At 71.2% G+C, this 19,062-nt stretch carries 18 protein-coding genes; 4 read left to right on the top strand and 14 right to left on the bottom strand.

Annotated elements, in window-relative coordinates:
- Positions 1–5: 5 nt before the first annotated feature.
- The 7 genes from ACFFRH_RS11015 to ACFFRH_RS10985 form a co-directional block, all read right to left on the bottom strand.
- On the bottom strand, positions 6–800 hold the full coding sequence (locus tag ACFFRH_RS11015) for an alpha/beta fold hydrolase (protein ID WP_344743243.1): 795 nt from the start codon (positions 798–800) through the stop codon (positions 6–8).
- Entirely contained in the window at positions 797–1,819 is a 1,023-nt protein-coding gene (locus ACFFRH_RS11010) for a Rieske 2Fe-2S domain-containing protein (RefSeq protein ID WP_386156017.1), read from the bottom strand. Before ACFFRH_RS11010 ends, ACFFRH_RS11015 begins: the two co-directional genes overlap by 4 nt.
- Entirely contained in the window at positions 1,819–3,021 is a 1,203-nt protein-coding gene (locus ACFFRH_RS11005) for a flavin monoamine oxidase family protein (protein ID WP_344743245.1), read from the bottom strand. The genes ACFFRH_RS11010 and ACFFRH_RS11005 overlap by 1 nt, the downstream gene beginning before the upstream one ends.
- Positions 3,011–4,285 (bottom strand): cytochrome P450, encoded by a 1,275-nt coding sequence (locus ACFFRH_RS11000; RefSeq protein WP_344743246.1) that lies wholly within the window; start codon positions 4,283–4,285, stop codon positions 3,011–3,013. The genes ACFFRH_RS11005 and ACFFRH_RS11000 overlap by 11 nt, the downstream gene beginning before the upstream one ends.
- Before the next feature lie 77 nt (positions 4,286–4,362).
- Positions 4,363–5,193 carry an ABC transporter permease gene (locus ACFFRH_RS10995; protein WP_344743250.1) on the bottom strand — a complete coding sequence of 277 codons (831 nt, stop codon included), beginning with the start codon at positions 5,191–5,193 and terminating at the stop codon, positions 4,363–4,365.
- A gap of 5 nt (positions 5,194–5,198) precedes the next feature.
- Positions 5,199–6,152: an ABC transporter ATP-binding protein gene (locus ACFFRH_RS10990; protein WP_344743247.1), complete on the bottom strand. Its 954-nt coding sequence runs from the start codon at positions 6,150–6,152 to the stop codon at positions 5,199–5,201.
- A 77-nt stretch (positions 6,153–6,229) separates the two neighbouring features.
- Positions 6,230–6,613 carry a hypothetical protein gene (locus tag ACFFRH_RS10985; RefSeq protein WP_344742643.1) on the bottom strand — a complete coding sequence of 128 codons (384 nt, stop codon included), beginning with the start codon at positions 6,611–6,613 and terminating at the stop codon, positions 6,230–6,232.
- 251 nt (positions 6,614–6,864) lie between these two features.
- Between ACFFRH_RS10985 and ACFFRH_RS10980 the strand changes: the two genes are divergently transcribed.
- From ACFFRH_RS10980 to ACFFRH_RS10970, 3 genes are all read left to right on the top strand, one after another.
- Positions 6,865–8,181 carry a cytochrome P450 gene (locus tag ACFFRH_RS10980; RefSeq protein ID WP_344742642.1) on the top strand — a complete coding sequence of 439 codons (1,317 nt, stop codon included), beginning with the start codon at positions 6,865–6,867 and terminating at the stop codon, positions 8,179–8,181.
- Positions 8,182–8,386: 205 nt separating this feature from the next.
- Positions 8,387–9,358, top strand: a complete 972-nt coding sequence (locus ACFFRH_RS10975) for a class I SAM-dependent methyltransferase (protein ID WP_344742641.1) — start codon at positions 8,387–8,389, stop codon at positions 9,356–9,358.
- A complete protein-coding gene (locus ACFFRH_RS10970; RefSeq protein WP_344742640.1) occupies positions 9,355–9,540 on the top strand; it encodes a hypothetical protein in 186 nt (61 codons plus the stop codon). Before ACFFRH_RS10975 ends, ACFFRH_RS10970 begins: the two co-directional genes overlap by 4 nt.
- 282 nt (positions 9,541–9,822) lie before the next feature.
- Here ACFFRH_RS10970 and ACFFRH_RS10965 read toward each other — a convergent pair whose 3' ends face one another.
- The 4 genes from ACFFRH_RS10965 to ACFFRH_RS10950 form a co-directional block, all read right to left on the bottom strand.
- A complete protein-coding gene (locus tag ACFFRH_RS10965; protein ID WP_344742639.1) occupies positions 9,823–10,476 on the bottom strand; it encodes an HD domain-containing protein in 654 nt (217 codons plus the stop codon).
- A gap of 195 nt (positions 10,477–10,671) precedes the next feature.
- Positions 10,672–11,436 (bottom strand): hypothetical protein, encoded by a 765-nt coding sequence (locus tag ACFFRH_RS10960; protein ID WP_344742637.1) that lies wholly within the window; start codon positions 11,434–11,436, stop codon positions 10,672–10,674.
- Positions 11,433–12,329: a hypothetical protein gene (locus tag ACFFRH_RS10955; RefSeq protein WP_386156013.1), complete on the bottom strand. Its 897-nt coding sequence runs from the start codon at positions 12,327–12,329 to the stop codon at positions 11,433–11,435. Before ACFFRH_RS10955 ends, ACFFRH_RS10960 begins: the two co-directional genes overlap by 4 nt.
- A gap of 283 nt (positions 12,330–12,612) precedes the next feature.
- Positions 12,613–13,272, bottom strand: a complete 660-nt coding sequence (locus tag ACFFRH_RS10950; RefSeq protein WP_344742634.1) for a TetR/AcrR family transcriptional regulator C-terminal domain-containing protein — start codon at positions 13,270–13,272, stop codon at positions 12,613–12,615.
- Positions 13,273–13,438: 166 nt separating this feature from the next.
- Here ACFFRH_RS10950 and ACFFRH_RS10945 point away from each other — a divergent pair, with 166 nt between their 5' ends.
- Positions 13,439–14,122: a DUF998 domain-containing protein gene (locus ACFFRH_RS10945; RefSeq protein ID WP_344742632.1), complete on the top strand. Its 684-nt coding sequence runs from the start codon at positions 13,439–13,441 to the stop codon at positions 14,120–14,122.
- Positions 14,123–14,153: 31 nt separating this feature from the next.
- Here the strand turns inward: ACFFRH_RS10945 and ACFFRH_RS10940 are convergent, their stop codons facing one another.
- Genes ACFFRH_RS10940 through ACFFRH_RS10930 form a run of 3 tightly spaced genes read right to left on the bottom strand, consistent with a single transcriptional unit; the run spans position 14,154 to position 19,062 of the window.
- Positions 14,154–16,235, bottom strand: coding sequence for a DEAD/DEAH box helicase (locus tag ACFFRH_RS10940; RefSeq protein WP_344742631.1), 2,082 nt, complete (start codon positions 16,233–16,235; stop codon positions 14,154–14,156).
- Complete coding sequence (brxD, locus tag ACFFRH_RS10935) at positions 16,232–17,566, bottom strand: BREX system ATP-binding protein BrxD (RefSeq protein ID WP_344742629.1); 1,335 nt, start codon at positions 17,564–17,566, stop codon at positions 16,232–16,234. Before brxD ends, ACFFRH_RS10940 begins: the two co-directional genes overlap by 4 nt.
- Complete coding sequence (locus ACFFRH_RS10930) at positions 17,563–19,062, bottom strand: hypothetical protein (RefSeq protein WP_344742628.1); 1,500 nt, start codon at positions 19,060–19,062, stop codon at positions 17,563–17,565. The genes brxD and ACFFRH_RS10930 overlap by 4 nt, the downstream gene beginning before the upstream one ends.

Genomic DNA, 19,062 nt, shown 5'->3' with positions numbered 1-19,062 from the left:
TAGCCTCAAACCCGGTCTACTCTCTCAGATAATGTCAGTCCCGCAAATACCGCTTTTGCTGACATTTCTGGCTGCTCCAGCAAGGGAAGGTGTCCCGAATTAGGGATTGTCCGAATATCGCATCCGGGCACCGTCTGCCGTAGCGTTTCCGCGTTGGTGACGAAGGTGGGCATGTCCGAGTCACCGATGATCACCATGGTGCTCGCCCTGATCCGGGTCAGGTCCTCCGGCGGGTGCCGGTGCGCGCTGAGGGCGGCCATCGCCCCCGAGTCCAGCTCGGCCCAGGAATGTCCGCCGATCACCGCGCGCAGCCTGGCCCGCAGTTCGGGGTGCGCCTCGGTGCCGCGGAAGATGTCCGGCGGTGAGCTCATCCACAGCTCGGCCATCTGTTCGCGCCCGCCGCCCGCCCTGCGCACCATCATGAGCTCCATGTAGCGCCGCCGGGCCGCCGGGTCGGGCGGCGCGCCGCCGAGCGTCGGCGCCGCGAGCACCAGGTTTCGCACGAGCTCGGGCGCCTCCAGGGCCATCTGCAGCGCGACGCTGGAACCGAAGGAGAGGCCCACGACCCGGTCCGCCCGCTCGGCCTCGGCGATTTCGGCCAGCCGTAACGCCAGCGTCGGCAATGTCGTACCGGGGCGCAGCGGTTCGGAGCCGCCGTGACCGGGAAGATCCACGCCGATGTGCCGCCAGCCCGGCAGCAGCTCCCACAGCGGCCTCCACAGCGTGAGGTCCATGGTGTAGCCGTGCACCCACAGCACCGCCGGGCCCGTCCCCGAACTGACGATCCGCAGCCCGTTCACGCGGACTCCCTGAGGGCGGGTTTCCCGAGGGCGGGTTCTCCGGCGACCGGTTTCCCGAGGGCGGGTTCTCCGGCGACCGGCTCCCCGGCGACCGGCTCCCCGAAGGTCGCGCAGAACTCCCGGTAGGCCACCACCGCCACGTCCCTGCTGTCGAAGCGGGGGACCGCCCGCGGGTTCAGCCGCTCCCAGATCACCGCGTCCTCCTCCAGCGCGCGCTCGCTGCCGTGGATGAGCAGCGGCAACTCCCCACGCTGCTCCGGGCGGACCCCGATCGCCACCCGCGCCACGCACCCGCCCCGCTCGTACGGCACGGCGGCGGTGACGATGACCTGCTCCCAGCCCGGCGGCCCGAACCGGGTGACGACCACGCCGGGACTGTAGGCGCGGGCGAGGAAGCGCGCCCGGGTGACCTGCGACCCGGAGGTGTTCCCCGGCTTCGCCCCCATGACGAACTCGCCCTCGATGACGAGCTCACCCTCGTCCCCGTCCCGGTGTGCCATCCCGCGCAGCCTCGGCACCTTGTGCACCTCGGTGAAGTGGTCGATGTCGAAGGCATTCTCCACGACCAGCGCCGGATCGGCGGCGAGCGGCCTCACCACGGCCGCCGTGAGCGGGTGGGTCGTCTCCAGCTCCTTGAGCGCCCTGGTGAGCCCCCGGTCGTCGTCCGGTCCGTCCGAGAGGCGGACGAACACGGCCTCACCGGAGACGATCACGTGGTGCTCGCGCACCGACAACCGCCCGGTGGCCTCGCCCAGCGCGATCCGGCGGCCGTGGAACGGGCAGACCAGGCAGCCGCCCGAGAGCCGCCCGCCGTACCCGAGATGCGCGCCCCGGTGCGGGCAGTCGGCGTCGAAGACGCGGATCCCCGTCTCGTCCCGTACGGCCACCAGCCGCCGGGTCCCGATCTCCAGGGGGGTCACCTCGGTTTCCAGCTCCGAGGTGAAGGCCGGAAGGTACCAGCCGGAATGCGGTGCCGTCGAATGCTCCAGGTGTTCCGGATGTCTCACGTTTGACGTCATCAGCCCATCGCCTCCAGGAGCCGGTCGGCGGCGATCGCCCCGCTGGCGATCGCCCCCTGAACCCACGGCGGTCGCGTTCCCGAGACCGTGGCCTCGCCCGCGAAGAACAGGGTGTCCGCGACCGGTTCGGCCCAGACGGCGGGAGCCCGCTCGGCGCCGAGCAGCGGCGCGGTGAACGCGCCCCGGCTCCACGGGTCGGCCCCCCAGTCGGCGACCTCGGTGTCCAGCACCCGGGCCCGCGCGGTCCAGGGCAGGGCGACCGCGAGCAGGGCCGACAGCCCCGGACCGGTCGCGGCGCGCACGCAGGCCGCCGCCGCGTCCCTGGCCACGATCAGCGCCTCGGGGCGTCCCTCGCGGCAGCTCACGAAGCCACCTGCCCCGTCCGCGTCGAACACCGACGCCGTCTCGGGCGCGAGGACGGACAGGGTCACCACGACGCAGCAGCCGTCCCCACCGGCGAGGGCCCGCGCGGCCTCGGCCTTGTGGTCGGGCAGGTCCTTGACGGTGAGCGTGCCGTGGGTCACGACGGAGGGCGGCACGGTCACCACCACCCGCTCGGCCTCCACGACCCCGGCCGGCGTCTGCGCGTCGACCCGTCCCGGCGACCAGCCGAGCACCTGGACGGGGCAGCCGGTGCGCACGTCGAGCCTCGCGGCCAGCCGTCGCGGCAGCAGGTCGAACCCGCCGGACACCACGAACTCCCCCCGCCCGGCGGTGTCCCCCCGCTGGGCCTCGGCCACGCCCCGGGCGCTGAGCCGGTCCGGATCGGCGGCCCAGATCTGGCGGAACCACTCGCTCGCCACCGGGTACGGCCCGCCCCTGTCCCCGAGCCAGTCGTTCACCGACTCACCGGCCCCGGCGCCCTCGGCGTTCAGCCTGGCCTCCAGCGCCCACGGCGGATTCGGCGTGCGGGCCAGCGCCCCCATGGGACGGCCCACCCGCCCGCTGACCACCCGGGCCGCGGTCGGCCGCGGCGCCGTCTCGGTCTTCACGATTTCGTGGACGGGGTTCCGGTCGCCGTGGACGACCTGCGCGCCCAGCTCCAGCGAGGGCCCGCCGTCCGCGGGACGGAACGTCCGTATCCGGCCACCCACCCGTGACCTGGCCTCGACCACCACGGTACGCACCCCGGCCTCGGCCAGGCGGGTGGCGCAGGTCAGCCCGCTGATGCCCGCGCCGATCACCAGGACCTCAGTACGCATCCCCGCCTCCCAGCTTCGCCGGGACGGCGCCCGGCTCCGCAGGAAGGGCGGCCAGGTCCGCCGGGAGGTCGTCCAGGTCCACGGGGAGGCCGCCCAGGTTCACCGGGAGGGAGCGCAGCCGCCGGGGGATCATGGTGGCGGCCCAGGCGGGGTTCGCGTCGGCCAGCGACGCGGCCGGGAACCGCCTGGCCAGCCGGGACAGCAGCACCGCCCCGGTCTGCCGGACGAGCTGCGCCGCCAGGCAGAAGTGCGGCCCCCCGCCGAAGGCCAGGTGCGGGTTGGGCGTCCGGTCGAGCAGCAGCTCCCCCGGCCTGTCGAAGACGGCCGGATCCCGGTTCGCGGCGGCGACGACCGCCAGCACCCGGGCGCCCTGGGGCACCTCCCCGCCGGGCAGTGTCACGTTCCCGACCGCGACCCTCGCCGTGAACGGGATCGGCGCCTCCAGCCGCAGCAGCTCGTCCATCGCCGTACGCGCCAGCTCGTCCCCGCCCTCACGCAGCGCGGCGAGCGCCTCCGGCCGGGGCAGCAGCCAGTACAGCGCGTTGCCGATCGCCTCGGCGAGCGGCTGCCACCCGCCCACCACGGAGAGCCCGAGCACCCCGAGCATCTCCGGCCGGGTGAGCCGGTCGTCGGCGGCGAGCCGGGTCAGCGGGCTGGGCGCGGCGACCGCGCAGTGCCCGTCCAGGAACCGGCTCAGCTCCGCCATGGCCGACCTGCCCAGCGCCGCCACCTGAGGCCCGGCCAGCGGATCCAGATTGATCGAGGCCGCCTGGGCGAGCTGCGCGAAGACCTTCCTGTCACGCTCGGCCAGCCCGAACAGCCGCAGGAAGACCGAGGTGGCGAGCGGGCTCCCGATCTCCCTCACCGCGTCGACCACGGTCTCGCCCGCCAGTCGTTCGAGAAGGTCGTCCACGTCGGCGGCGATCCCCTCGGCCACCGACGCGATCGCCGCCGGTCCGAGCAGCAGCAGTCCCGGCGCGCGCAGCCGCGTGTGGTCGGGCGGGTCGGTGGTGAGCATCGACGGTGGCAACTCCTCGCCGCGCGCCCGCCCCTGCTGCCCGGCGCTCGCGGAGAACCCCCGGTCACGCAGTACGGCGGCGCAGTCGGCGTGCCCGGTCACCAGCCACAGGCGTGACATCGCGTCGTAGTGGACGGGGGCACGGGAGCGCAGCCAGTCGTAGGCCGGATAGGGGTCGGCCCGTCCCGCGGGGGAGAAGGGGTGGGACAGGTGGGCGGGGAGCCGGATCTGAGTGCCTGCCGTCACGCGTCAGTTTCCCTTGCTGTCACTTGCCTGATCAGGTACCTGGCCGGATCACCGCACACGCCGGGTACCTGGATGGATCACCGCACACGCGCGTTGCGCCAGCCGAACGTCAGCGCGGTGAGCAGCAGGCCGCCGGCCGCCCACAGCCCGAGCACGAGCGCGACACGGCCGAGCTCCCAGCCGCCCGCCGGTTCCACGACGGTGAAGCTGTCCGGCAGGAAGACGGCGCGGAACCCCTGCGCCATCCACTTCACCGGGAACAGCGCGGCCGTGGTCTGCATCCACGCGGGAAGCTGGTGGAAGGGGTAGAAGACTCCGGAGATGAACTGCAGCACCATGAACACCGGCGTCACGATCGCCGCGGCGGAACGGCTGTTGGGGATCGCCGCGCTGTAGGCGATCCCGGTCAGCGCGCACGTGACGGTGCCCAGCGTCAGCACCCAGGCGAGGGTGAACCAGCGCTGCGCGGTGCTGGGCAGGGGCAGCCCGAACGCGGTCACCGCGATGCCCAGCAGCAGAGCCATCTCCACCACGGTGGTCACCACGACCTTCACCAGCTTGCCGATGAAGTAGGCGGACTTGGGCATCGGCGTCATCGCGAGCCTGCTGATGAGGCCGGTGTCCCGCTCGATCGCGATGTTGATGGCGAGCCCGGAGAAGGCGGTGCTCATCACACCGGCGGCCACGATGCCCGCCATGAAGACCTGCCGGAAATCGGTCTCGGTGCCCTGCACCTTGCCGGTGAAGATCGCGCCGAACACCACCAGCAGGATCACCGGGAAGAACAGGGTGAAGACCAGCGACTGCCTGTTGCGGAAGAACGACTTCAGCTCGACCGACGACCGGGCGGCACTGGCCCGCCACAGATCGGGCAGCAGTCCGCGGCCGGGCGCGCGGACGGATTCCATGACGCTCACGTGTTCTCCTCCGGCTGCTGTCGGTGCCGGTCGATGAGGTTGAGGTAGATCTCCTCCAGGGTGAGCCGGTGCACGATCAGCTCGGGCAGCTCGGCCCCGGCCCAGGCCCCCAGCAGGGTCACCAGCTGGGTCGGCTCCGAGGTCAGCACGGTGACCGGGTCACCCGCGCCCGTCGGCCCCGGTTCGAGCACCGCTCCCCTGGGCAGGTCGGGGAGGTCCCGGCCGGCCAGGGACTCGGAACGCCGGAACGACACGGTGGCCGGGGTCGTCTCCCGCCCGCCCAGCTCGCCCGGCGGCCCGCAGGCCACCAGCCGCCCGCCCGCGATCACACCCACCCGCGTGGCGAGCGTCTCGGCCTCGTCCAGGTAGTGGGTCGTCAGCACCGTGGTGCAGCCACGCCCGGAGAAGAACCGCACCAGCTCCCACGCCTCGCGGCGGGCGACCGGGTCGAGCCCGGTGGTGGGCTCGTCAAGGAAGATCAGTTCGGGGTCGCCGATCACGCCGACCGCCACGTCCAGGCGGCGCTGCTGGCCGCCGGAGAGTTCCGTGGTCTTCTTCTTCTCGTACGTTCCCAGGCCGACCATGTCGAGCACCTGCGTGGGCGGCAGCGGCCTGGGGTACATGGCGGCGAACTGTCTCACCACCTCACCCACGGTGAGATCGGGGTAGGCGCCGGTGGACTGGCTGACCACCCCGAGGCGCGCCCGCCATTCCCGAGGGTCCCTGGCCGGATCCTGGCCGAGGACCTTCACGTCTCCACCGCTCCGCCGCCTCACTCCCGTCAGTATTTCGACGGTCGTGGTCTTCCCCGCGCCGTTCGGCCCGAGCAGGGCGAACACCTCGCCCGGGTGCACCCGCAGGCTCAGATCGGTGAGCACGGTGTGCTCTCCGTAACGCTTGCTCAGACCGGTGACGGCGACCGGATCGTTTTCCGCGGCGGCGGAAGCCATCGACTTAATCCTCCGATGGAGACGGGAACGGGAACGGCATGGCGATTTTCAAACGACGCTGGAAAAGGCGCCGGAAATCAGGTGCAGCAGCAGCAGGGGCAGCAGCAGTAGTAGCAGGCCTCGGACTGGGCGCCGGCCGAGATGTCGGACAGGTCGCCCTCGCTGAGCTCGGCGGCGTCGACCACCGGCGTCTCAGGGATGTGGAACTCGAACTGCCCGGTGGCCAGGCCCACCTCCCACAGACCGACCTGGACGTCCAGGTTGCCCTCCTCGTGCCCCTCGGGGATGTGCCGGACGATGAGGATCTCGGCGCCCTCCGGGACGACCAGCCCGGACTCGGCCAGCGCGGCACGCGGGTTCGCGGTCAGCCGGGCCGCGTACTCCTCGTCCGACCAGGCGGTGATGAGCGTGCGGGTGTAGGCGTTGATGAATTCCGCGCGCTCCTGCGGCTCGAGTGCCATGCGATTCTCCCTCTCGGGTGTTTGCCGCCGCTTTCTGCGTTGGCAACTGAAATGGACTCTCGCATGCCCGGCGGCGCATACCAAGACTTAATTTATTCGCCATTCATGTAAGTATTGATACCTTCTTCTACGCGGTGTTACATTAGCAGCATCCCACAGTACGGATGGAATCATCAATAATACTCAATACGTATATCCGGTGCCCGTGAATACGTAATGGAGATACTTAGGCACGTTGAACGGAGGTGTCGGTGACCACTACCGGCACGCGGTTTCCCCCCGGCCCGTCCGGCCCGGTGGACATGGGAGACATGCGCAGCGACCCGCTGGGGTTCGTGACCGGCCTGGCCCGCCGCTACGGCGACGTCACCGGCCACCACGCGAACGGCGAGACCGTCTTCATGGCGCACCGCCCGGATCTCGCCCGGCACATCCTCAAGGACAACGTCGGCAACTACACGAAGGAGAACACGCCGGACGACCACATGCTGCGCCCGCTGCTCGGAAACGGCCTGCTCACCAGCACCGGCGCGGAATGGTCACGTCAGCGCCGGCTGTGCGCCCCCGCCTTCCGCCGCAGTGAGGTCGCCTCCTTCGACGAGATCATCACCGACGAGACCGCCGCCCTGCTGGCCCGCTGGCGTGGCCCCGCGGAGACCGGCGCCCCCCAGCCGATCGACCACCACCTCACCTCGCTCACCCTGTCGATCCTGACCCGCGCGGTGCTCGACGTGGACCTCGGCGCGGCGGGCGACGGGTTCGGCCGGGCGGTGGACGACGTCAACCGCTTCATCGGCCACTACGTACCCGACCCCGATCCCGACCCGGCCGACACGGTCCGCAGGCGGCAGGGCTACGTACGCGCCCGCGCCCTCCTCGACATGATCACGCGTACGGTCATCGCCTCCCGCCGCGCCTCTCCCCAGACCACCGGCACCCTGCTCGACACCATGCTCGGCTCCCTCACGGACACCGACCTCCGCGACCAGGTCCTCACCCTGATCATGGCCGGTCACGAGACCACCGCCAAGTCCCTGACCTGGACCCTCTACCTCCTGGACCGCCACCCGGAGGAGGCCGAACGGATCCGCGACGAGGTCGACCGGGTCCTGGGCACCCGCCGTCCCACGGCCGAGGACCTGCTCGACCTGCCGCTGTGCCGCCGGGCCGTACAGGAGGCGATGCGCCTGTACCCCCCGGTCTGGCTGATCTCCCGCCGCGCGACCGGGCCCGACGAGCTCGACGGCCATCCGGTACCGCCCGGCACGCTCGTCTGCGTCAGCCAGTGGGTCCTGCACCGCGACCCCCGCTACTGGGACCGCCCCGATGCGTACGTACCCGACCGCTTCGACGGCGCCGACCTCCCGAGCCACCTGTACCTGCCGTTCGGCGGCGGCGAGCGTATCTGCATCGGCCAGCACCTGGCGCTGATCGAGGCGACGCTGGTCCTGGCGATGCTGTCCCAGTCGGTACGGCTCACGCTGGAACCCGGCTTCCCGGTGGAGCCCGAGGCCCTGGTGACGCTACGGCCCAAACACGGCATGCGCATGATCGTGAGCCCCCGATGACGCCCCCGACGACGCCCCGGGAAAGCACGGCACGCGCATGGCCGTGAATCCCGGCGACCGCGGAAAGCACGGCGGCACGCACATGGCCGTGACCCCCCGATGACGACCATGGGAAGTAGGTACGGCACGCACACGGCCGTGTCCCCCGACGTCCCCCCGACGACCACCGCCCGCAGCACGTCACGCACACGATCGTGAGCCCCTGATGACGACCACCCCCACCCCCCCGCACCCCACGGCGACCGTCACCGGCCACGACGACACCGCGCGACAGGCTCTCACCCCGCGAGATCCAGCCGCCTCGGCACCTCCGGCGCCTCCGGCACCTCCGGTACCGAACGCCGGCTCGTACAACCCCGCCGCCACCACGGCGGGCGGGATGGCGGGCGAGCTGGCCCGGCTGGAGGCCCAGGCGGCGCTCTCGTTCGACGAGGAGCTGAGCCTGCTGCGCGAGCTGGGCCTGACCGCGTCGGGCGGCCCGCTGGTGGAGGTCGGCGCGGGGTCGGGCGCGATCACCAGGCGGCTGAGCCAGGCCATGCCCGACCTGTCGCTCGTCGCCGTGGACATCGACCCGGACCTGCTCGCCCACGCCGAGGGCGCCGGTGCCGAACTGGTCGTCGCCGACGCCGCCGACCTGCCGCTGGAGACGGCGAGCGCGGGATACGTACTTCTGCGGTACGTCCTTCAGCATCTCCCCGATCCCGCACCGGCCCTCGCGGAGGCCCGCAGGATCCTGCGCCCCGGTGGCCGCATCCTGGTCACCGAGGTGGACGCCTCCTGCTGGGGCCTGGCCGAGCCGGCCTACCCGGAACTGGCCGGGATCCACGCCAAGATGGCGGCGACCCAGCAAGCCGCCGGCGGCGACCGCACGATCGGCCGCCGCCTCACCCGCCTGTTACGTGACACCGGCTTCACGGAGGTCGCCCTTCGCCCGTTCGCCACGACCAACGACACCCGACCGACGGATGACTTCGCCCCCCACCTCGGCCCGGGACGGCTGCAGCCGCTCCTCACGGCCGGCGTGCTGTCGCTCCGCGAGTTCGCCCTCGCCGCCGACCGCTGGAACCGGTTCCGCGCAGACCCCAACGCCTGGGTGATGCTCCTCGGGTTCACCGCAGCCGGTACCGCCCCCGACGCGCCGCCCGGCGGCCGTCACACCCCCGAAGGAATCCAGTGAGCACCAACGTCAAGATCTTCATCACGATCTTCTGCTACATCAGCGGCGTGATGGGCATCGTCACCGCCGTCTTCCAGGCCAGCACCACCCCCGCGAACACTCCCGGAGCGATCGGCTCCGGGGTGATCGGCGGCATCTTCCTGGTGGCCGGCGTCGCCCTGAGCCGCAAACCCCGCTACTAGAGCCGTCTCTTCGAGGAGGTGGTCGGCTGACCGGATCCGTCCGTCCGGCCGGTGACCACAGATTCGAGGGGGACCGGATCGAGCCGCCGACACCGGCCGATCCGGTCCGTGGACGATGGCACCGGCCGATCCGGTCCGTGGACGGCGGCGGGCGGACCACCGCCGGACCCCTGAGGCCCTCGCGTGCGGACACCGCCCTACGGGACGAAGTGCTCCGGCACGCCCGCGCCGGCCACGGCGATGGTGACGGCGGCGGAGGGATCGTGCCTCGTCGGCGCGAGGTTACTCGGACCACGGGGAGTCCAGGATGGTGCGCACGAAGTCCCCGCGCACGAAACCGGGAACGTAGTGGGCGAGCACGTCGGCCTTCACGTTGCCGAACGTGGTCTGCGGCTTGTGCCGGATCCCCTCGGTGAAGGCGTCGAGGATGCGCCGCTTGAAGTCAGGGCGCGGGTGCAGGGCCACGACCGCCGCCCGGTCGGCCTCGCCGATGTCGTGGTAGCCGATGCCCAGCACGTCGTACTCCACCCCCGCCGTCACCAGCGCCACCTCCGGCTCCATGAACTCGGGGATGCCCGGGGTGGTGTGCAGGGCGATCGCGGTCCACACCCGGCGGACGCCGTCCTCGGGCACCTGGTGCTCCCGCAGGAAACGGCGGGCCTCGTCGGCGCTGTCGACCTCGAAACGCCGTCCGCTGTCGTGGAAGGGCTCGCCCAGGCCGAGGTCGTGGAACATGGCCGCGACGTAGAGCAACTCGGGGTCGAAGTCCAGATTCCGGTTGCGCCCCTGAAGGGCGCCGAAGAAGTACACCCGGCGCGAGTGGTCGTAGATCAGCTCGCTCGCGCTGTCACGTACCAGCTCGGTCGCCTCCCTCGCCAGCGTCGAGTCCGGCACCCGTATCCCGGCCGGTGCGGAGAAGTCCCCGGTCATCGCCATCACCCCTGCTCACGATGCCCACCGGCCCCTCCGGCGGCACCTCCAATCTACGAACCGCCCAATCGTGACGCCATGACCGTGGGGCCTTGTAACCCACCGATACGGACACCGGCCGGGGGGTTCCGTACCGGACGGGAAGTCATCGGGCGGGAACGGGAAGTCGTCGGGCGGGGGCCGGGGCGGCGAGCGCCGGGCCTACCCGGTGCTCCTCGTGGAGGCGGGGGAGCAGCCACGGGTCACGAAGTAGATCTCCATGGAGATCGACCCGTTCGGGGCGGCGAGGTCGTGGAAGTTCCGGGTCACGGCCGTCCCGAAGACGCGCGGGTACGCCTCGCGGAGGGCGGCGTTGACCCGCGTGGCCAGGCGGACGCCCGCCCCGGCGCCGTCACCGGTGCCGAAGGTGAGGACCATGCCGACGCGCCGTCCGGTCAGACGCTCCCCGTACTTACGCAGTTCCTGACGTACCTGCGCGGACAGCGCGCCGTCACCGGTGCCGGGGACGACGCGGAAAGAGATCGTGGTCGGTTCCGCCCGTACGCCTCCGACGAGATCGGCGCAGGGGGAGGGGAGAGGCCGGGAACGCGCGGACCTTTCCCCACCCGGGGACTCCTCGCCCTCTCCCCGGTCTGCCTGGTCCTCCCGGTCTGCCTGGCCCCGGTCCTCCCGGTCCCGGTCCGCCTGGTTCTCCCGTGGGAACTCCTTCGCCGGGTTCGCCGGATTCGCCGGGAGTTCTTCCGCCCGAGCTCTCTCAGTCCCGGGTTCTTTCGCCGAAAGCCGGGCCGTCTCCGGCAGGGACCGGACGGTGTCCGGCCGGAGCCGGGTGGTGTCCGCCACGGCCTCGGCGGGCGGGGAAGGTGGCGCCTGCGTCCCCAGCATGAGGATCGTGAGCCCGAGCAGCAGGTTGGCGAAGAGCCAACAGGCCGTCAGGGGCGAGAGGTAGGTCCTTCGCCGGGCCGTCATCGCGAGGCCGGGATTCGCTCGGCGGCGTCCGAGACCTTGATCATGGTCGAGGTCCGGGCCACGGCGGCGGCGAGGTCGTCACAGGTGCTGTTGATGGCTGCCAGGTGCCCGCCCAGGAGTTCGACGGCGTCGCGCACGTCGATCGCGCTGCCGGCCAGCGCGTCCGTGGTCTTCCGGGTGGCGTCGAGGGTCAGGGTGAGCGCCTCGACCAGTTCGGTGTGCACCTTGCGCGCGGTGGTCCCGACGAAACCGATGTCGGCCGCCGTCCTGCTGAGCTCGGCCCCGAACCGCTCCGGAGAGGAGAGCCGCACCTGACCGAGTACGAGGCTCGCCTGGGTCAACGCCCCGCGAAGCCGGACACGAAGGGCACGAAGCGCCCGCTCCGCGACCTCCTCCCTGTTGTTCCGCGTGATGTTCTCGTACACGGTCCAGCAGATGAGGCAGAGGACACCGGCGAGGGCGCAGAGCGCGACACCGTCGAACTCGAACAGCCAGGGCAGCCTGCCGCCGAAGCCCTGCTGCCACATCTCCAGGAAAGGTCGTCGCGCCGCGTCCGCCCCACCGGCGTCGAGGACGTCGCCGTAGGCGCCCGAGGCCATCATCACCCCGAGCCAGGCGACGAGGACCGGCACGAAGACGAGGACCGGGCCGACGCCGGCGACGAGTCGTCGGCGCCATCGCGGTTCTTTCGACGTGGTGTCCACAGGTTCGTCGTCCACGAGGATGCTGTCCTCGGGGGCGAAGGCGGCGAACAGGTCGACCTCGCACCAGCGTCCGGCTCCTCCGGGATCGGTCATCGCGTCCGCGAGGTCGTTCAGCTGGTCCCGGCGGGCCGCCAGACGAGGGTGATCGGCGAGCTCGCGAAGCTCGTCGGCGAGCTCCGAGTCCGTCACGGACAACCGACATCCTCTCCTCGATGGTGTCTCCGTTAATGCCGGGCACTTTTCCGGCAATACGGACAGGCCGTTTCACGGTCCTGGAAGCCATGATCATTTTCGCACAGGGCGCGCGCACCGGTGGACGAAGTGAGGTGGCGAGGCGGGCGGATTCACCGGTTCGCGGTCACGAGGATCGGCCGGCCTCGGCGGCGCGGGTCCGGACAGGGGTCTCGGCAGGCTCAGGTCGTGCGGGCCAGGGCGGTGGTCGTTCAGGTCGTGCGGCCAGGGCGGTTGTCGTTCAGGCTGTGCGGGCGAGGGCGGTGGCCGTGCCGTCTATCAGGGCTTGGAGGCCGTGCTCGAAGGCGTCCTCGCCGAACGAGCCGCCGCTCTCGCGGAGCGCCGTGATCAGGGTGGCCTCCATGCCCCCGTCGAGCAGTCCGGCCAGCGCCGTGAGCCGGTCCGGCGGCGCGTCCGCCTGCTCCCGGCGCTCGGTCTGCTCCTGAAGGACGCACCCGTTGACGTAACGGGTGAGGGCGGTGATCGTACGCAGTGCCAGGGCCGGGGTGAAGCCCCGGCCGACCATGGCGGTCAGTTCCTCGTCGAACATCCTGACCGTCGCCGGGCCCAGGCTCGCGGCGTTGGCGACGAGGCGGGCGCCGTCGCGGTGGGCGAGCAGGCGGTCGCGGTACGCGCGGGCCCGGCGGGCGAGCCAGTCCTGCCAGGACTCGCCGTCGCGGGGCGGTCCCATCCCGGCGGCCAGGACGATCGCGTCGGCCATCCCGTCGAGCAGCTCCTGCTTGTTGCGCAGGTGCCAGTACAGGGCGGGTGACTGGACGCCCAGCTCCGAGGCGAGCCTGCGCACCGTGAGCCCGTCCAGGCCGACCTCGTCGAGCAGCCGCAGCGCCGTGTCGATCATCATCTGCCGGGTCAGGCCGGCTCCCCGCTTGTTCTCGCCCATCGATTGACACCTTAGCAGCGCTAAGGGAACATGACGGCGACGCGCACTTAGCGATGCTAAGGAAGTGCTGCCGGGAAGGCGCCGCCAAGAAAGCGCCGCCAGGAGAAAGCTCGCGCGCCGGACGTCCCGGGCACCTCGGGGACGCCGGTCACAGAAGGGGAGAGCCATGTCCACCACGCGAGAACAGCGGCTGACGAGGGCGCTGCTCACCTGCGGAGCCGTCGCCGGACCGCTGTTCGTCCTCGTCGTCGTGATCCAGGACTACACGCGCATGGACTTCGATCCCCGGCGGCAGCCGCTCAGCATGCTGAGCCTGGGCGACCTGGGGTGGATCCAGATCACCAACTTCGTGGTCACCGGGCTGCTGAACATCGCGTTCGCGGCCGGGCTGTGGCGGGCGCTGCGTCCGGATCGTGGCGGGGCCTGGGGGCCGTTACTGATCGGCCTGTACGGGACCGGCCTGGTCGGGACCGGTGTCTTCCGCTTCGAACCGGCGTGGGGCTACCCGCCCGGCGCGCCACGGGGTCTTCCCGACACCCCCGGCCTCGGCTACGTCCTGCACGGCGCCGCCTTCGGCCTGGTATTCGCCGCACTGGTCGCGGCGTGCTTCGTCTTCACCCGCTACTTCGCCGTACGGGGAGAGCGGGGATGGGCGCTCTACTGCGCGGCCACCGGCGTGGCGCTTCCCGCCCTCTACGTGCTGGCGGGACTGCTGTCGGACGGCGGCGAGGACTCCCGGCCGCTGAGCCTGCTCCTCCGCGCCATCGCGCTCCTGGGCTGGGGGTGGGCCGCGGCACTCGCGGTGCGGATGCGCGGGTCGTACACGCCTGCCAGGTCCGGCGCCGGGTGAGGAGAAGGTCATGGTGACATAGACGTGGCAATCACCTGACCAGAAGACGCGTGGGTTCGCTGAGTACGGAGGCCGCGGCGGGAAAGTCGGCCAGGCGGGCGGCCAGTGTCTCGACGGCGAGCTCGCGTGGTAGCGCGGTGTTGAACTTGAGCCCGTTCAGCGCCCTGTCGTCCACCTGCGGGTACCGGGGGTGGAGAGCGCGAAGGTCGGCGTGTCGCAGTGGTCCGGTGAGATCGGCGCGGAGCCTGACGTACAGGTCGTCCACTCGATGCAGGGGATCGGCCAGCGATCCCAGAGTGGCCTTCAGCGTGGCGTTGCCCCGGTAACCCGCCCATGTCCACCAGCGGAGGTCGCCGTCCTCGCGCACGATCACGGTGCCGTCGGGGTGGACGGTGTCGGAGATCTCGGCACGCACCTTGGTGAGTGCGTCGACGGCCCTGCGGGTGAGCCGTACCGGGGGGTCGGCGCCCAGGGCGACGTCCCGCATGGCGCGGGCCAGTGCGAAGGACGTGCCACCGGAAGCGGCGGACGTCCAGCGGGCCTCCCCTCCGGTTCCCTCCACGGGTTCGACGAAGCAGCGCCGCCGTTTCCAGTCGATCCAGTCGACCTTCCAGGTCCGCCCCGCCAGAAGCAGCAGGCGCGGCCCCTGAACCGAGGAGGTCAGCGAAGTGGGGTCGGTACGGCCGATCTCGACACTGCCGTTCAGCACGGTGAACTCCGGCGGCGCGGTGAACACCGCGGTCAGGTCCATGAAGTGGCGGCGCCCGAAGCGCTGTTCCGCCTCCGGGCCGATGAGCAGCATGCCGCCGTCCCGTTCGAGGAATCCCTCGGTGATCAGGTGGTCGAGCACGGGTTGGGCGGAACGACGTTCGAAGGGGGGCAGGCCGTCCCACCAGTCCGGCCAGAGCGAGTCGCCGATCCGTCCCTCCTGCAGGGTGAGCGCGAGGAGCTGCTGCGCGACGATGTGCCGTGGGTCCGGTGGCGGTTGCACGGGCTCGACGTAACCCGTGCCCCACAGACGCAGCAGTCCGGCCGCGGCGAGCAGATCGTCTCGGCTCAGCGCGAGCAGCAGGCAGTTGCGGGTACCGGCCGAGCGCCGTCCGGTACGGCCCAGCCGCTGCAGGAACGAGGCGACCGACCAGGGCGCGTTGATCTGGATGACCCGGTCCAGGTCACCGACGTCGACCCCCAGCTCCAGGGTGGAGGTGGAGACGATGACGCAGTCGCGGGCCTGGGCGAAGGCCTCCTCGGCTCGGCGGCGCTCGTCGGCGGAGAGCGAGGCGTGAGAAAGGAAGGTGGTCACACCGTGACCGCGAAGTGTCTCTCCCAGCTCTTCGACCATGCGCCGGGAGTCGCAGAAGACCAGCCGCTTCTCACCCGCGTGCAACGCGGCGATGACACGCGCCGCGTTGGCCACGGAGCCGACGTGGTCAAGCTCGATGTCGGGGGAGCGGGAATCGGCTGTCGTCTCGGGAGCGATCACCCGTGCGGGCCGGCCCGTACCGGCTCCCTGCAGCCAGGAGAGCAGCTCGCCGGGGTTGCCGACGGTGGCCGAGAGACCGATCCGCTGCAGTGGGCGTCCGGCCAGGTGGGTGAGGCGTTCCAGGACGCAGAGCAGGTGCCAGCCCCGGTCGTCCTTGGCGAAGGCGTGCACCTCGTCCACCACCACCGTCCGCAACTCCCCCATGAAACGCCGGTGGTCCACCCGGGTTCCGATGAGCATCGCCTCCAGCGACTCCGGGGTGGTCAGCAACACGTCCGGTGGGTCACGCAGGATCGACTGCCGTCGTGAGGCGGAGACGTCGCCGTGCCAGAGCTCCACCCGCCTGCCCAGCCAGGTCGCGTACCTCTGCAGCCGTGGCAGCAGGTTGTTGAGCAGGGCCTTGAGCGGGCACACGTAGATGACCGACAGGCCGGTCCAGCGCCGCTCCTCCATCATCGAGAGCAGCGGGAACACCACCGCCTCGGTCTTGCCCCCGGCGGTCGGGGCGACCAGCAGCGCGTCGAGCCCGTCCCCGATCGGGGTGAGGGCATCGGCCTGCAACGGCCGGAGCCGGGGCCAGCCAAGAGTGTTGCTGACGTGGTGGGCCAACGTCGGATGCAGCGTGGTCACGGCAGGTCGAGTTCCACCTCGTCCGCCGACACGGCCCGGCGCGCGCGGCGGTTCGCGTTGCGCTCGTCGTCGTTCAGTTCGGTGTGGAGGACCGTCAGCCGGTAGTGCTCGCGGGGGTCGAACTTCTCGTGCTCGGCCACCCGGTGCAGCACGTCCGCGACGAGCTTGCGCAGGAACGTCCGCGGTGCTGTCCCCACCCCCAGGCGGCCCGCGACGGCGTCGGCCAGTTCCTTGACGTAGCCGTCGTCGACCAGCGTCCTGATCCGGGCCTCTGCGGGGTTCCCCTCGGCGTAGAGGTCGCGTACGGCGCAGCCGAGCTGGACCAGCTTGTCGGTGTCGAAACCGGTGAGCCGGATCTGCACCGCGCGGGCCGTGTCGAACCGGGGATCGGTGTCGAAGTCGGTGGCCAGCCGCTGGGCGAGTGGCGTGAGCCGCTGCACTCCCTGCTGTCCGTCGTAGAACGCGGGGGTGCCGGTGATGACGAGGTACAGGCCGGGGAAGCGGCCCTTGTCGATCTCGTCGATGAGCTGCCGGAGCGTGTTGAGGCTCCGCTCCCGGATGTCGCTGCGCATTCGCTGCAACGTCTCGATCTCGTCGAGCACGACGAGCAGCCCGGGATGACCGCAGTCGCGCAGCACTGTCAGCAGGCCCTGCAGGAAGCCGAGCGCGTTCCCCGAGTCCAGGTCTCCCTTGATGCCCGCGTAGCGGCGAACCGACGCCGCCACGTTCGGCTCCCCGCCCACCCACGCCAGCAACCCGTCCGCGGTGGCCTGGTCCCCGGCGAGCCTGGCCCGGCGGTAGAAGCGCAGCGCGGTGGCGAAGGCGGGAGCGGTCTGGGCCGCCTTCTCCAGCCGGGACTCGATGAGTTCGTCGACCGCCGAGACCATCGCCCGCCGGTCGTCTTTGGCGATCCCGGCCGCGGCGCTCGCGTCGTCCTCCAGAGTGAGCAGCCAGGTGTCGACGATCTCGCGCAGCGCGCTCGGCGGGCTGCTGGCGGTGGAGAGCCCGCCGATCAGGGCGCGGTAGACGGTCTCCAGCTTGTGCAGGGGCGTCTGGGTGTCCGAGATCTGGATCTCGCTGGTCGCCATCCTCATCCGCTTCGCCCGTTCGGCGAGCCAGCGTGCGAAGAAGGTCTTGCCCGAGCCGTACTCGCCGCGGATCGCCTTGAAACCGGCGCCGCCCCCGGTCACGGCGGTGAGATCCTCGTCGAGCGCCTTCTCGAACCGCTCCATGCCGACCGCGAAGAGGTCGAGCCCGTTCTGCGGTACGGTGCCGCGCCCCAGGGCGTCGATGATCTGCCGCCGTCTCGCCCGGCTGACCTTGCGTGTCATGGCTGGCTCTCCTCGTCGAGAAACTGTTCTTTCAGAAGTCCAAGGTTCAGGTCGACGGTCCGGTCGCCGTCCTTGAGCGTGAGGACGTCGAGGCCGTCGACGTTGAGCAGCCGCTTCACCGCGACCATCAGCAGCCGGGTCCTGTCCACCGGCTCACCGATCAGCGTCGCCACCTCCGTCACGGCGAGACGGCCACCGCGAGCCTCCAGACCGTCGAGCAGCAGGACCATCTGGTCATCGGCGATCGCGGCGGGGGAGGTCCGCCGCTGGTCGGCGAACACGTCGGACGCGGTGACCCGTTCGCCGAGCGTTGGCGGACGGTTCGGGACGGACGGTTCGGTGGGTGCCGGAGCGAGGGGAGGGCTTCGACGTGGTGCGGGAGTCAGTGACCGCATGGGTGGCGGGGGCGGTGGTGAAGGTGGCAGGGAAGGCGGTGCGGAGAAGGGCAGGGAGATCGGCAGATATACGCGAGGTTCCCCCGATGCCGCTCTCGAGGAAGATGTATCCGTTGACGCCACCGGACGGCGATTTTCCTCAGGCAGCGAGCGGATCGGCTGCGAGAGCCGCTCGGTGCCGGGGAGGTGAATGTCCGCATGCTCGGGAGGCGTGGTGACCTGCCGGACCGGCGGCCGGTTCAGCAGGATCCGCCTGCGTCCGCGAACCGCCTGGGTCCACTCCGCGGCGGTCGGGCGAAGCCCACGCGGGGCGGCTGCCTGGGCGAACAGCTCGGTGACCGCGGTGGCCACGTACGGGTCCAGCCCGGAAAGCAGATCCAGTTCCGCGCCGGGGCGGACATAGGCGTTGCGAGTCAGTAGACGGCCCATGAGCAACGCGAGTTTGTAGCGATCGGTGTCCAGGTCGGGGCCGGTGGAGGGCTGGTGGGGATCGTCCCAGTCGGGGGTGTGCGCCTGCCGCAGCACGGGCTCACCGCCGTGGCGGCGGAAGCCGTCGCAGTCGAGGACGAATATCCGATACGGCGCGGCAGGCCGCCACAGCAGGTTGCGGAACGAGATGTCGCCGAGCACGAACCCGTGGCCGTGAAGCAGTTCGACCAGCTGGGCGGCGAGAAGGGCGATGGTGACCCGGCCCGCGAGGTCCGGCTGGTGCAGGTCCTGCCAGGACCAGTTGGGGGTGTAGAGCAGGTACTGCAGCTCGACCAGCTTGGACTTGCCGCCGATACTTCCACGGAACTCGTCGGGAACCTCACGCATGAGAAACCCGGTGACCCGGTCGCCGTGCAGGACCCGTGCCACCGGCCACGCGCAGTGCGCGAACAGCAGCTGCCGCTCCCCGAGGGGGAGGGCTTGGCCGAAGTTCACCAGGTCGGCGAGGGCGTGGCCGTTCACCGTCCCGGCCTGCGGCATGTACTCCTTGTAGACAAACGGGCCGGGGCCGTGCACGCGGGTGACCACGCCCTGGCCGCCCTCGCCCAACGGCTCGAGTTCCAGCATCAGCGAGGTGCGCTGCCGATCATGGGGGTACGTGCCGGAGGCCAT

The organism is Streptosporangium vulgare, assembly GCF_042428775.1.
Taxonomy (GTDB): domain Bacteria; phylum Actinomycetota; class Actinomycetes; order Streptosporangiales; family Streptosporangiaceae; genus Streptosporangium; species Streptosporangium vulgare.
Note: the sequence above shows the minus strand (reverse complement) of the source record. Positions and strands in the feature narration are given on the sequence as shown.